At 58.0% G+C, this 12,870-nt stretch carries 12 protein-coding genes, 1 tRNA gene and 1 pseudogene; 5 read left to right on the top strand and 9 right to left on the bottom strand.

Annotation, left to right across the window (positions count from 1 at the left end):
- Window positions 1–191: 191 nt before the first annotated feature.
- Window positions 192–1,698, bottom strand: a pseudogene (locus tag QE444_RS11270) (histidine kinase famiy protein).
- 317 nt (window positions 1,699–2,015) lie between these two features.
- Window positions 2,016–2,183, bottom strand: a complete 168-nt coding sequence (locus QE444_RS11275) for a hypothetical protein (RefSeq protein ID WP_252977327.1) — start codon at window positions 2,181–2,183, stop codon at window positions 2,016–2,018.
- On the opposite strand from QE444_RS11275, the gene QE444_RS11280 reads away from it, so the two are divergent.
- From QE444_RS11280 to QE444_RS11290, 3 genes are all read left to right on the top strand, one after another.
- Entirely contained in the window at window positions 2,121–2,426 is a 306-nt protein-coding gene (locus QE444_RS11280; protein WP_252977303.1) for a response regulator, read from the top strand. The two genes, QE444_RS11275 and QE444_RS11280, sit on opposite strands and share 63 nt — an antisense overlap.
- A gap of 217 nt (window positions 2,427–2,643) precedes the next feature.
- Window positions 2,644–3,132, top strand: a complete 489-nt coding sequence (locus QE444_RS11285; RefSeq protein ID WP_133859468.1) for a hypothetical protein — start codon at window positions 2,644–2,646, stop codon at window positions 3,130–3,132.
- Window positions 3,133–3,239: 107 nt separating this feature from the next.
- The gene (locus QE444_RS11290) at window positions 3,240–3,860 is read left to right on the top strand and encodes a LysE family translocator (protein ID WP_273861122.1); all 621 of its coding nucleotides are present in this window, start codon (window positions 3,240–3,242) and stop codon (window positions 3,858–3,860) included.
- A gap of 106 nt (window positions 3,861–3,966) precedes the next feature.
- Here QE444_RS11290 and QE444_RS11295 read toward each other — a convergent pair whose 3' ends face one another.
- Complete coding sequence (locus QE444_RS11295; protein WP_309738549.1) at window positions 3,967–4,401, bottom strand: helix-turn-helix domain-containing protein; 435 nt, start codon at window positions 4,399–4,401, stop codon at window positions 3,967–3,969.
- Between the two features lie 68 nt (window positions 4,402–4,469).
- Here QE444_RS11295 and QE444_RS11300 point away from each other — a divergent pair, with 68 nt between their 5' ends.
- Window positions 4,470–5,273 (top strand): cation diffusion facilitator family transporter, encoded by an 804-nt coding sequence (locus tag QE444_RS11300; RefSeq protein WP_309738551.1) that lies wholly within the window; start codon window positions 4,470–4,472, stop codon window positions 5,271–5,273.
- Between the two features lie 436 nt (window positions 5,274–5,709).
- Here QE444_RS11300 and QE444_RS11305 read toward each other — a convergent pair whose 3' ends face one another.
- Entirely contained in the window at window positions 5,710–7,599 is a 1,890-nt protein-coding gene (locus tag QE444_RS11305) for an ATP-dependent helicase (RefSeq protein WP_309738553.1), read from the bottom strand.
- A complete protein-coding gene (locus tag QE444_RS11310) occupies window positions 7,596–9,359 on the bottom strand; it encodes an AAA family ATPase (protein ID WP_309738555.1) in 1,764 nt (587 codons plus the stop codon). The genes QE444_RS11305 and QE444_RS11310 overlap by 4 nt, the downstream gene beginning before the upstream one ends.
- A 410-nt stretch (window positions 9,360–9,769) precedes the next feature.
- On the opposite strand from QE444_RS11310, the gene QE444_RS11315 reads away from it, so the two are divergent.
- Window positions 9,770–10,795 (top strand): alpha/beta hydrolase, encoded by a 1,026-nt coding sequence (locus tag QE444_RS11315; RefSeq protein WP_184291056.1) that lies wholly within the window; start codon window positions 9,770–9,772, stop codon window positions 10,793–10,795.
- 65 nt (window positions 10,796–10,860) lie between these two features.
- Here QE444_RS11315 and QE444_RS11320 read toward each other — a convergent pair whose 3' ends face one another.
- From QE444_RS11320 to mobA, 4 genes are all read right to left on the bottom strand, one after another.
- Complete coding sequence (locus QE444_RS11320) at window positions 10,861–11,265, bottom strand: hypothetical protein (protein WP_309738558.1); 405 nt, start codon at window positions 11,263–11,265, stop codon at window positions 10,861–10,863.
- A gap of 397 nt (window positions 11,266–11,662) precedes the next feature.
- A tRNA-Pro gene (locus tag QE444_RS11325) sits at window positions 11,663–11,739 on the bottom strand.
- A 76-nt stretch (window positions 11,740–11,815) separates the two neighbouring features.
- On the bottom strand, window positions 11,816–12,037 hold the full coding sequence (locus QE444_RS11330) for a YgdI/YgdR family lipoprotein (RefSeq protein WP_059314378.1): 222 nt from the start codon (window positions 12,035–12,037) through the stop codon (window positions 11,816–11,818).
- 109 nt (window positions 12,038–12,146) lie between these two features.
- The gene (gene mobA / locus QE444_RS11335; protein WP_273861119.1) at window positions 12,147–12,722 is read right to left on the bottom strand and encodes a molybdenum cofactor guanylyltransferase MobA; all 576 of its coding nucleotides are present in this window, start codon (window positions 12,720–12,722) and stop codon (window positions 12,147–12,149) included.
- Window positions 12,723–12,870: the final 148 nt, after the last annotated feature.

A 12,870-nucleotide genomic window follows, 5' to 3' on the forward strand; every position in this document is an offset into this window, starting at 1 on the left:
GGGACAGCATGGCCGCGGCCCAGCCTGAGCTCCGGGCAGGCCCGAGAATCCGGCGGCAAGGTGCGGGCAGTGATGATGTCACGCCGGGAGTCGACGGCGGAGACCAGAGCCGCACTGAATTATAGTAAGTCTAATACCCTGGCCCGCCGCCGGCCACTCCGACACAGTGCAGCCTCGCCAAGCCGTTGCGATCAGGCGATCCCGTTCGGCCCATCCAGCACCCGGCGAATCTTGCGCGCCAGATCGTTGGGGATATAGGGCTTGGAGATCACCTCGAACTCCGAGCCGCCGATATCGGTGCGCTCCAGCGAGTTTTCGGCGTAGCCGGTGGTGAGCAGGATCTTCATCCCCGGGTGCAGGCGTTTCACCTCCCGCGCCAGCATCACGCCATTCATGCCGCCCGGCATGATCAGGTCGGTGAACAGGAGGTCGAACGGCTGCTCGCTTTCGCGCAGCACCCTGAGCGCCTCGCTGGCATTGAAGGTGATCTGCGCGGTGTAGCCATAGTCTTCCATTACCAGCTTGGCCAGTTCGGCGACATCCGGGCGGTCTTCCACCACCAGGATGCGCTCCGTACCACTGCGGCGGTCCGAACGCTGCTCCGCCTGCTGATGGGTGACGAGGCTGTCATCCACCGGGAAATACAGGCGCAGCGTGGTACCGACGTCTTCTTCCGAATAAATGCGTACCGTACCGCCGGATTGCTTGGCGAAGCCATAGACCATCGACAGACCCAGCCCCGAGCCCTTGCCTTCTTCCTTGGTGGTGAAGAAGGGGTCCATCACCCGATCGCGGATGCTGGCGGGCATGCCATGACCGTTGTCGGTGATCGCCAGGCTGACATAGCGACCGGGCATCAGGCCGTCGTAGGACATGTTCGCCAGTTCGCGCACCTCGACGTTGCGCGTCTCGATGCCCACGCTGGGTTGCGGGCGATCAGCCAGGGCATCCCGGGCATTGATCAGGATATTGAGCAGCGCCACTTCGGCCTGGGTCGGATCGATGCGGCAATTCCACAGTTCGGGTTCCAGCCGGGTGCGGATTTCCACGTCGCCCAGGGTCCGCTCCGCCAACTCGTGGGAGGTGCGGATCAGGTTGTTCAGATTGAGCACCCGGCCTTCGAGCTTCTGCTTGCGCGAAAAGGCCAGCAGCTGCTGGGTGAGGGTACTGGCGCGTTCCGCCGCCGACTTGGCATGGGTGGCGCTGCGGACGATGCGCTCCTGGTCGAAGCTGGGCTTTTCCGCGGTGCGCTGGATGATGTCGATATAGCCCATCATCACCTGCAGCAGGTTGTTGAAGTCGTGGGCGATACCACCGGTGAGCTGGCCGAGCGCCTCCATCTTCTGCGCCTGGCGCAGGGCATCCTCGGCGTCGCGCCGCCGGCTGACATCCAGCTGGGACGCGAAGTAATAGGTCAGCTCGCCCGCATCGTTGTACACCGGCGAGACGAACAACGCGTTCCAGAAGGTCGAGCCGTCCTTGCGATAGTTGATGATCTCCACCGAGATCTCGCGTTCCTGCTCCACCGCCTCGCGGATCTGGGCGACCACCGAGCGATCGGTCTCCGGCCCCTGCAGGAAACGGCAGTTGCGTCCCAGCAGTTCGTCCACCCCCGTAACCGGTCATGTCGGTAAAGGCATTGTTGGCGAACAGGATCGGGTTGTCCGGCTGATTGGGGTCGGTGATCAGCATCGGCATCCGCGTGGTTTCCACGGCGGCGAAGAAGATGTTCTTGCCCTCGTGCGAAACATCGCTCGTCGCGGAATTGTCGACCCGCGCCTTGCGGGGTGGGTGCTTCTGGCTCACGGAGGCGGAATCCTTGGCAGGCAAAATTGGGCGTCTTGGCCCTCAGACAGCCAAGCGGCGAGAAAACTTCATCCGCACCCCTCACGAGGCGGTCTGGCATCGCCCTTTTCGGAGCTGAAAGCCAAGCGTGGCGCGGCTTTGGCGGCCATTTGCCAGTGTACCGCTCACCTGCCTCAGGTGACCGTTAGGTAGGTTTCGGGAGAACCTCTTCAGCCTTCGCTGTCTGACCTGCCATGAAGCCGAGAAGCCTTGAAATACAAAGACAAATTCTTGTTCTGGAAGATGATGCGGGCCAGCGCGAGCTGCTGACCGAAATTCTCACCGAACAGGGCTTGGATGTCGTGGCGGTCGCTTCCAGTGACGAGGCCTTGGCTCACATGGACACCCGCGGCAGCGATACCAAGATGGTCATCGCCGATGTCAACGTACCGGGCATGCTGGATGGCCTGGCCTTCGCCCAGCTTGCCGCTGTGAGCTGGCCGACGATCCCCTTCATCATCATCTCCGGCTACATCGACCAGGATCTCGCCATCCTGCCGCGCCGGGCGGCCTTCCTGCCCAAGCCCTGGAGCGTGGCCGACCTCAGCCAACTGGTCGAGAGCCTGCTGCCGCGTCGCTAGGGGCCTGCTTCATGGGTGGCGCAACCTGCCCGAGCCGGCCTGCCGCCCTGACCTGGTCACGCCTCCTTTCGTCCCCCGAATAGACGCGCTCGTCGGCAGTACCCCGTTTCGACTGGCCAAATGATATGACGTCCGTCGGCATGCCCGTTTTGCAGGGAACCAAAAGCCTTGAACGCTATCAATGTGCCATCTATTCCCGACTGGCAAGGAGCGCTTCATGGACGCAGTCATCACCCAGATTTCTCAGATCACCGATTGGGAATTTCTCATTGCGCTGGAGCGCAGCCTGGAAAGCCGCGGTCGCCTCGACCTGGCCGCGCGCGAAGCCCTCGAACGCCAGGGCAGGCTGCTCTCGCGCCGCTACCTGATGCAGAAGGGCAAGCTCGGCAACGGCCCCTTCACCCCGGTGGAAAACGAGATCCTCGACGTCCTGGCCACGGCCACGGCCGCCCTGCGCCGCAGTCGGCGCCTGCCCCATAACATCGTCAAGACCCTGCGTGCCGGTGGCCTGATCGAGGCGGTCGAGCGCAACGTCTGCCACGCCGGCGCCCTGCAGTGCCGCACCGACTTCGAAGCCGACGGCATCCCTCGCGGGACCCTGGAGCGCATCGTCGATCGCAATCCCCAGGCCTTCGGACTGGAAGCCCGCCGCGCCGCCGCGCGCTACATCGCCGAGCAGGAACCGGCCTTCCGCGCCGCCGGCTGAGCCTCGCCATGGCCGCCTGCGGGCGGCCATGGCGGTTCGAGAGCAGGCTGATCGCCGGCCTGTCCCGTGCTACCGTTTCCAAGCCCCCAGCCGAAACGAGCCCTGTCATGGCCCTCGCCGATAACCTGCTGGCCTTCACCCTGGCCGCGTCCCTGCTTACCGTCACACCAGGCCTCGATACCGCGCTGATCCTGCGCACCGCCGCCGTCGAAGGACGCGCCCAGGCCTGGCGTGCGGCCCTGGGGATCAACGCGGGCTGCCTGCTCTGGGGCGCCGCCGTGGCCTTCGGCCTGGGCGCGCTGCTGGCGGTCTCGGAACTGGCCTATACGCTGCTGAAGTATTGTGGCGCCGCCTACCTCTGCTGGCTCGGCCTCAACCTGCTGCTGCGCCCTCGTACGACCCTCACGCCAACGGCAGGCGAGGGCGGCACAGACTCGAATTGGTTCCTCAAGGGGATGCTGGGCAATATCCTCAATCCCAAGGTCGGCATCTTCTACGTGTCCTTCCTGCCCCAGTTCATTCCCCAGGGCCAACCCCTGATCGCCTGGACCTTCGGCCTGGTCGCCATCCATGTGGCGCTGGGCCTGCTCTGGTCCCTGACACTGATCGGTGCCACTCGCACCTTGGGCGAGGCCCTGCGCAAGGCCGCGGTGGTCCGCTGGCTGGATCGGATAACGGGGGTAGTCTTCCTGCTGTTCGCCGCCAAGCTGGCGCTAAGTCGGCGGTAGAGAGGGGGAGAGGCGCTTCTGAGCGGGCGCCAAAGCCAGACGCCGGAAACGACAAAGCTCGCACTTGGCGGGCCTTGGGGTGCAAGCTCGCAGGTGGATGCGCCTTCTAGCCAAGGTCCCGCCCACCTCCAGGCATCGGCGTACCAGCCAACGACTCGATGATCCTGCATTCCGCTATGGTCCCGCCGTGGCAGCACGCCAACAGCCGCTGCAATTCGCTCTCCAGGGCTTGCAGATCGGCAAGCCGCTGCCGCACCTGCCGCAGGTGTTCTGCCACGAGGCTATCCACGGCAGCGCAAGGCGCCTGCTGCCGATCCGCCAGGCCGAGTAGCTCCCGGACTTCATCCAGGCTGAAGCCCAGCATGCGGGCACGTCTGACGAAGAGCAGCCGATCCCGTTCGGTCGGGCCGTACAGCCGGTAGCCGGCCGCAGAGCGCGTCGAGGACGGCAGCAAGCCTTCCTTTTCGTAGTAGCGGATGGTGACGGTCTTGGTATCCGTGGCCTTGGCCAGCTGACCGATGGTGTACGTAGGAGCGTTCATGGCCTTGACCTTATAGCGACTATAACCTTCAGCCTAGGGCAAATCCTGAGTGTTGCCGAGAGAGTGCCGTGGACAGTTGCTGCGAAGACAAGGCCAGCGAGCTGGCTCAGCTGCGAGGTCGCCAGAGTCGCGTGCTCTACAGTGTGCTGGCGATCAATGCGGTGATGTTTTTGGTGGAGTTCGCGGCCGGTTGGCTGGCCGGCTCGACGGCGCTGCTCGGGGATTCCCTGGACATGTTCGGCGATGCCTCGGTCTATGCGCTGACGCTGTTCGTGCTGCATCGAAGTGATAGAGCCCGCGCTGGTGCTGCCCTGGTGAAAGGCGGCTTCATGCTGCTGTTCGGCGTGCTGGTGATCACGGACGCGGTGCGCAAGGTGATCCTGCAGGAGGTGCCCCAGGCCGACTGGATGGGCACGGTCGGACTCGTCGCGCTTCTCGCCAATACCTACTGCTTCTACCTGCTGCACAGCCATCGCGCGGACGATCTGAACATGAGGTCCACCTGGATCTGTTCACGGAACGATCTGGTCGCCAATACCAGCGTGGTGCTGGCTGCCATCCTGGTGGCTGTCACTGGCAGCCTCTGGCCAGACGTCCTGGTCGGTCTGGCCATCGCCGCGCTGTTCCTGCACTCGGCCTGGCAGGTCAGTCGTGAAGCCTACCGCGCGTGGCGTATTGCTTCGGAAGGACAGGGAGTGCCAGTGCAGGAGCTGCAAGCCGCTCCGATGCAAGCGCCGCCGGTGCCTTCCTGCTGCGGCGGTAAGACGCCAGCGGTCATCGTTGAGCCTGGCCAGCGCGCTCCGGCTGCTTCGTGTTGCGCCGCTGACAGCAAGGGGACTCTTGAAGCCGTGGAAAAGCCAGGCCGCCCGTAGGCGGTCTGTCGCTGTGCAGGCAGGGGCGGACAAGGCGATCTCGTCGCCCCCTTGGGGCGCGGACAATCCACCGCCGAGACGTCCGCTTCTCGGTTTGGCATGCCGGAGACCACGACGACGCCTGTGGGAGCGGTCGTACAGGAGGAAAGGGGGTGAGCGCGGAGAGGGCAGATTGCCAGACGCCAGAAACAACAAAGCCCGCACTGGGCGGGCTTTGGGGTGATCCTTGCGGATCAGATTGGTCGAGCGACTACGTCAATATTCAGCGCTAGAAGCCGCATGGGATATGGGTTGCTTCAGCTTCATCAAGCTCCGGCATACATGGCGGCATACACAGCGACTCGTTGAGCTTAGAAGCTGTACATGCTGGATTCGTTGTCACCCTCATAAGCACTGCCGATGGCTGTGATCTGGAGTTGAAGGGTTGATCGTCTGGTCAGACTAGCTCCATCTCCCTAAGGAATCGCGATGGGCGCTGAAGCTTCGTATCTCCCCACGGCATCTTCCGTTTCAAAGGCCATGTAAGTGCGATCCATCGTCTAGCACGCGTGAGAGCTACGAAAGCGTTATTTCTCTCTTCTTCTATTTCTATGTCGTTCTTCGCACGATAATCAGGAAAGACCCCTTCGCACATGCCCATCAAAAAGACGATATCTTTTTCGAGCCCTTTCATTGTGTGAACTGTGCTTATTGCTATGCCATTTGGCTCAGGAGGCTCATGCAATTGTCCAAGAGACATTGCGTTTCTAAATGAGGATAAACGCTCGCCTAATCCCTTTTTTCTAAAGATGAGCCAGCAGTTTCTAATTTCTTCAAGCTCGGCAAAGGCGCGTTCTAGTTCGGAAGATAAATGATCGGTGCCTGAACTGGCTAGCTGATTTAGGGATGCCTCGGTCTGAGCTATGAGCTTGGGAATGTTCGGTTTTTCGAGATCTAAGCTATGCACACCTATGAGTGCCTGAGAAGCAAGTATGCTAAGAGGGTCGCCACGCCGTGCAACCTCCGTAGCTATCTGGAAAAGTGTGTCAGCGTCGTTCCAGTTTTCTCGCGCTGATACGTCCAGGGCGGTGCATAACTTCTGGCCATCAATCCAGTCCTTAGGATTTAATTTTAAGCGTATCGCTAAGTCTATAGTTTTGCAGAGCATGGAAGTAGGCGCACGTCCTGTGTCGCCTTTAGCGCGATAAAATGGAATTTTTCTTCCTGAAAGCTCATTTTCTAGTGCTGAAAAAACAAACTTATTTCGTCCGATCACAACCATTTTATTTAGGGATATCTCGCCTTCTATTTCGGGGTCGTGCCGTAAGTTCAAAGTGCTTTCGATGAGGTCGCATATATATGTTGCTTCTACTTTTTCATCTTCGCACGCTTTATATAGCCTCTTCCCTTGCAAAGGCGTTGCGTTCAATCTTTGAGAGCCAGGATAGATTTTATTGGCAAGAGCTACAATTTCCGCTGTGCTCCTATAATTCGCATCCAACGTATAGTGCTTTGCCTTAAAATCCACTGGGAAATGTTCGCAAAGAAATTTGTTAGATGACCCGTTAAATCCAAAAATCATTTGGTTTGGATCGCCGACCATTAATATGCTTTTAGTCGAATCGCCCGCAAATGCTTTAATAAATTCGTATTGTGCTCTATTGAGGTCCTGGGCTTCATCAACACAGATATGCTTGTATTTTGCTCTATAGATGTCACCGCACCATTTTTGTTCTACTAGTATTTTGTGCGCGTAAACCAAGATATCGTCGAAGTCCATTCCTCCACTTCGTAAAAGTGTCTCTTGGTATTTTCTAAGGCTTAAAATCAGCTTTGGTTGAGAGTGAAATTTATCGAATATTTCCGCCTCGGTCATTAGAGATCGTTTGATTGTGGAGAAACTATCCATAAAAAAGCGAATCTTTTTGGAGCGATCTTTTTCATCAGCAGTTCCTAAATATTCATCTACGCTGATCCCTTCCTCAAGAATAGACTGAATAAATAGCGCTTTTTTGTCTTCTTCGCGTTCGTATATGTGAAGTTCTGAAGGGAGGCCAATAGCATGGCCGTATTGATCCACAATCCTTTGCGCTATGGAATGTATTGTTCCAATCCAGCATCTGTTGTCTAGATCGCTGAATTCTTCCAGACGGCTCCGCATCTCACTTGCGGCTAAGTTTGTAAAGGTCAGAGCGATCACGCCATCCTTTTTGGATGCGCCTAAAAGTGTCCTGATTCTTTCGGTTAGGACCCTTGTTTTGCCTGAGCCAGCCGTAGCTAAGACTTGCAGATTCAGGTTTAACGGTGCATTTACTATGGATTTTTGAGCTTCAGATAAATAAATCATTCTTGGAACCACTCTTTGATCACAGTAAATGCTTCGAGTACCGCTTTGGGTAGCAAGCGATTGACTTCATGCTGATTCGGATTTTTTATTAATATCTCGCCAAGATAACCAGCGTATGAGGCTTTGTTTGTTCTCATGAGTTGAATAATTTCTTCATCAGGCTTCGCAGATATTTCTCTGAGCTTTGATGATTTATAACGTTCGTTATCTGAGCCTTTCGTTTCGCACATTACAAGCGAATCGACAATTTCGGGTCTGAGTCTATTTATTTCTAAAAGTTCTGCTTCAAAGTCATTGTTTTCGTTGAGATAGAAAATCTCAAAGCAATCGTTTTCCAGTAAAAGCTTAGTGTCTTTTTTTATTCTTCTGAGTTGAGCGGATATTTCTGTTTTTGTACTTCCATCATTGTCGCTTATGACTACCGTTGGTATTCCGAGGCTACAAGCTAGCTTGATGTAAGGGGAGTAATTTTTACCTCCTACACTTACACATGATATTCCTAGCTCGTGAAGATTTTCCTTACAGAAAATTTCAAACATAGCAGGCAATATCTGTTCCTCGGTAATGCCTTCGCACAAAATTACTGCTCTTGCGAAAAGTAACTCTGCTCGCTTGTTTATTACCTCGCGAGCTAGAATATTTCTCTCTTCAATAGTTATTTGGTATAGGAGCTGGCTGGCCACACACCCGTCTGAAGTTCTTCGTAGTGATCGAACACTCATGATGTCTGCCATCCCCGCAAGATAGGGGGAGTGGGTGCTAATTATCTTTTGTCCGAGCGTTTCGGATAACTGCTTAAAAAGCGTTCGTTGAGCGTTTGGATGGAGGTGTGCCTCGGGTTCCTCAGCAGCAATTATTGGAAAGAAAGGTTCCTCCTCTTCGCTATGTCTAAGGCTTGTCATTTCAGTAAATGCCTTCACGGTGAGCATTGATGCCCAGCTGCGGGTCCCCATTCCATGATACTCCATGGAAAAAGTTTGCCTGCTCTCGCCAAAATGGACTGTGAAGTTCTTTGATAAGTCTCTAATCTTTTTAGGGAATGGTGTTAGTTCAGTAGTTCCGTTGCCGTTGAAGGATTTGGAAAGTGTGTTTAAGTGTTTTTTTAAAGAGCTAAGCTCAGCGCTTTGCTCTATAGCTAAATCGTTGGTTTGCCTTATAAGTGTTTCAAGGCTCGCTATGTGTTCTTGTTTGTACTTTATCGAAGACAGTACTTTTCCTACAAAGGATGTTTTTTCTTTGAGTTCATAGTGTATGTCTCGCTGCGCTTCGATGGGTATAAGTGGTATCGATTGAAATCTACTGGAAAGCTTTGTTTCTTTTATTCTTTGCGCTGGCCAAGAATCAAATTCAACCCAGGATTCCAGTGTATGTCGATTGACTTCAAATCCTCCTTTTGTATCGTCTGGAACGACTTTTGTTCTTAAGGCTAGGAACTGATCTCCGTTTGCCTCTTGTTTTATGTGATCGCTGAATTCCAGAGTCCAAGAGTTGGAGAAATTGCCGCTTGTCGAATTTCCGCTGAGCGGCTTTATTCTGAGATCAATTAGTATCTCGCTGGTACGAATGTCGGCAGGGTCAATAAAGAAATCTTCCTCCGACAAGTACCGTCCGTAATCGCCAAGCGCGAGCTGCAATGCTTTGAGAATTGAGGATTTCCCCGCATTGTTGGTCCCTATAAGGATCGTTGTCGGGGCGAGGGTGATTTCCAATCTCTTGATGCCTCGAAACCCGCTAATCCTTACCGTATCGATGGTTATCATGCTTTCCCTGCCGCAGTGCTCTCACAAAATGATGAGTCATATTGCGCGGGGGGAAGGGTGACAAGCAAGCGGCCGGCAGTCCATGGTGCTGCAGGGAATCGCAGGGATTTGTCTAGTCCTTTGCTATCGCTCAAAGCCAGTTGGCGCGCTGTGTTCAATCCACCGCAGGGGTGCGGAAAAACCGACACATTTAGCCCGCAGGTGTGGCGGGGGGACAACGGCGCGCGCTAGGTGCGGAGCGATGGCGCGCGGTCGCAGGCGCGCGTTGAACGGGACAGGGCGACTGAACGTCGATGAATGGTCTTGTAGCGCCTGGAAGGCCCGCAAATCCTGATCTAGGGTCAGTTGGTCGGAAGCCGAGGCGTTTCACTTGGAAACGTCATGCGTCCTTCGCTGAGGAGTTGTTGCTGATGAGAACTGCTGTCCGTTTGCTTAGTCTTTCTGCCCTCACTTTGGCTTTGAGTACCGCCTTCGCGGCAACACAGCCTGACCCTGCGTTGGAAAGGACCACGCAGGGATTCGTAGACACCCTGAATTCTAGTGGCGGTAAGCCAATCGAAACCTTGGAGCCCAAGGATGCGCGGGCGGTGCTTTCCGGCGCCCAGTCCGGCGTCAAGGTCGACCTCTCCGGCGTTAAAACCACCGAGAAAACCATCCAGGTCGACGGTAAGCCGCTGCAGCTGAGCATCGTCCGACCGGCCAACGCCAAGGGCCAGACCCCTGCCTTCATGTTCTTCCACGGCGGCGGCTGGGTACTGGGTGATTTCCCTACCCACCAGCGCCTGGTGCGTGACCTGGTGGTCGCCTCGGGCGCCACGGCGGTGTTCGTCAACTACACGCCGAGCCCGGAAGCCCACTTCCCGGTGGCGATCAACCAGGCCTATGCCGCCACCCAGTGGGTCGCCACACATGGCAAGGACATCAACGTCGATGGCAGTCGCCTGGCCGTGGCCGGTAACAGTGTCGGTGGCAACATGGCCGCGGTGGTCAGCCTGATGGCCAAGGACAAGGGCACGCCCAAGCTGCGCTATCAGGTGCTGTTCTGGCCGGTGACCGATGCCAGCTTCGACAACGCGTCCTATCAGGCCTATGCCGAGGGCCGCTTCCTCACACGCAACATGATGAAGTGGTTCTGGGACAACTACACCACCAGCGAGACCGAGCGCGCCAATGTCTACGCCTCGCCGCTACGCGCCACCGAAGAGCAGCTCAAGGGGCTACCGCCGGCGCTGGTGCAGACCGCCGAGAACGACGTGCTGCGTGATGAGGGCGAAGCCTATGCGCGTAAGCTCAACGCCGCCGGGGTGGACGTGGTCCAGGTGCGCTACAACGGCATGATCCACGACTACGGCCTGCTCAACGCCTTGGCCAAGGTCCCCGAGGTCCAGGCTGCCCTGACCCAGGCCGGTCAGTTGCTCAAGCAACATCTGCAGTGAGCCGGTCGGTTTAGTTGGTAGGTAAAAAGGCCGCCCGTAGGCGGCCTGTCGCTGGCCAGGAAGAGCTAGGCGCTGTGCTGCTGGCCCTGCTGCTCGAGCAGCGCTTGTGCCTCGGCACGCTGGCGGTTCAGCGCGATCGCGTTCGTTGCGCGTTGGCCGGCCAGCTCGTAGGCCGTGAGTTCGAGTGCGAGCAAGGTCTGCTCGAGCGGATCCGCTTCAGCCGGCTCGACGACTATGGCAGCCGTGGCCATCAGCGTCACCAGGCCCCTCGCAAAGCGCTCTTCTGCTACCTGCCTACGCTCTCGCTGACCTTTGGCGGTTTGGCCGTCGCCGATGATGCCCTCGCTGATTACGGCCCGTAGATGCTTGGCCTCCTGGCCCCTTACCAGCCTGAGCCAGTTGCGACCTTCGTCCGTGGCGAACAGCGCCGCCGAGGCGATGGTGAGTCGGTAGTCGCCATAGAGCGCCATGGCCTTCTTCTGGGCACTGTCCTGGGCCCGACGGGCATAGGCCGTTTCCACTTGGGCGAGTAGATAGCTGGGCTCCAGTTCGCTTGCCAGTTCCTCTTAGCGCTCGGCCAGCTCGGCGTGCTTCACCTTCAGGAAATCCAACTTCGGCTCGCCATCGGCAGCGTTGAAGGCCGCTCACCATTCGGTGCCGGCTGTCTCAGATTCCGTGGCGGGCTGTACTGGCAGCGGGGCGGTGTTTCTCCACCCGCTTGCCGAGGGCTATCAACGTATCGCTCTGCGCCTGGTAGTCGGCTTTGCGCTGATCATGATTGACCGGTGCGGTGGCGACGTCATGGAACCACCAGAAACGACAAAGCCCGCACTGGGCGGGCTTTGGGGTGATCCTTGCGGATCAGATTGGTCGGAGCGACTGGATTCGAACCAGCGACCTTCTCGTCCCGAACGAGACGCGCTACCAAGCTGCGCTACGCTCCGTAATGGATGGCGCGCATTCTACCTAAAACTCATGCAAGCACAAGGGGTTAGGTAAAAAAATCGCGCCGGGCAGGAATCAGAGCTCTTTGATGGTGCGAACCTGGTCCTTGTTGATGCGGGTCGGCTTGCCGTCGAGCTGCTTGAACGTATAGAAACCCGAGTCGTCATCATACTTCGGCGTGTCGGTGGCCTGGATCTCGCGGCCATCGTTCAGGGTGATGACGCTGGGGGTGGAGCAGCCGGCGAGCAGGGCGCTGGCGACGACCAGCAGGGCGGCGGGGAGCAGGTGCTTGTTCATGTGACGGTCTCCTTTCTTGGCAACCAAGCGGGCTTAGGACCGCGGGTGCGGGGCCGAGTTCGTCCCGGAACCGCTGGGTCACGCCCTCTGGCCTAATTGTTCGCCAGGTTCAAACCCCGTTTTCCAGGGCCGCGGGATCGTTGAAGTTGGCCAGACGGACATCGTCTTCGGCGAAGTCCACGGCAGTCAGGCCCAGTGGCAGCAGGGCGCCTCGCGGACTGCGTTCGCCGTCCGCCCAAGCCTGGCGCAAGGCGGGCAACAGGCGCCGGGGCAGGGCGCTGAACAGCGGTTGCCAGTAGCCACCCTGACGCGCCATCACCGGGCCCGCGCTCGCCTGGGCCGCAGCGAGCAGCTGCAGGGCGAGGGCGGCATCTATTCGCGGTGCATCGCAGGGCAGCAGCAGCACCCAGTCATGCCGCGCCACGGCGAGTCCGGCGAGGATGCCGGCCAGGGGACCGGGAAAGTCCGGTTGCTCATCGGCCACCAGCTGGTCGGCCCAGAGGGCATAACGCGGCGCATTGCGGTTGCAGGAGATGACCAGATCATCGGTCAGTGCCCGCACCGCAGCCTGCACCTGGGCCACCAGCGGCTGGCCCTGCCATTCCACCAGGCCCTTGTCGCGCCCACCCATGCGCTGACCGCGACCGCCGGCCAGAATGAGGATGGAGGAGGGGAGCAGTGGCATGCAGGAGGCCTCGGGCTTGCGGACGCGGGAAACGGGTGGCCATCCTAGCCCGGTTTCACCGCTGGCGGCTGACCAGAGCGGGCTTTATCCGGGCGGGACGGCTGGGCTAGACTCGAGCGCGTCCCGTGCAAAGGGGCGTGCTAGACAC

Origin of the sequence: Pseudomonas sp. SORGH_AS_0199, from assembly GCF_031453735.1 — a bacterium.
GTDB classification, from domain to species: domain Bacteria; phylum Pseudomonadota; class Gammaproteobacteria; order Pseudomonadales; family Pseudomonadaceae; genus Chryseomonas; species Chryseomonas aestiva.

Excerpts from the sequence above, each read along its gene's own strand:
- QE444_RS11320 (WP_309738558.1), bottom strand. The coding sequence starts at position 11,265 with ATGGCGCTCTATGGCGACTACCGACTCACCATCGCCTCGGCGGCGCTG.
- QE444_RS11310 (WP_309738555.1), bottom strand. The coding sequence starts at position 9,359 with ATGATAACCATCGATACGGTAAGGATTAGCGGGTTTCGAGGCATCAAG.
- mobA (WP_273861119.1), bottom strand. The coding sequence starts at position 12,722 with ATGCCACTGCTCCCCTCCTCCATCCTCATTCTGGCCGGCGGTCGCGGT.
- QE444_RS11315 (WP_184291056.1), top strand. The coding sequence starts at position 9,770 with ATGAGAACTGCTGTCCGTTTGCTTAGTCTTTCTGCCCTCACTTTGGCT.
- QE444_RS11305 (WP_309738553.1), bottom strand. The coding sequence starts at position 7,599 with ATGATTTATTTATCTGAAGCTCAAAAATCCATAGTAAATGCACCGTTA.
- QE444_RS11330 (WP_059314378.1), bottom strand. The coding sequence starts at position 12,037 with ATGAACAAGCACCTGCTCCCCGCCGCCCTGCTGGTCGTCGCCAGCGCC.
- QE444_RS11295 (WP_309738549.1), bottom strand. The coding sequence starts at position 4,401 with ATGAACGCTCCTACGTACACCATCGGTCAGCTGGCCAAGGCCACGGAT.
- QE444_RS11290 (WP_273861122.1), top strand. The coding sequence starts at position 3,240 with ATGGCCCTCGCCGATAACCTGCTGGCCTTCACCCTGGCCGCGTCCCTG.
- QE444_RS11285 (WP_133859468.1), top strand. The coding sequence starts at position 2,644 with ATGGACGCAGTCATCACCCAGATTTCTCAGATCACCGATTGGGAATTT.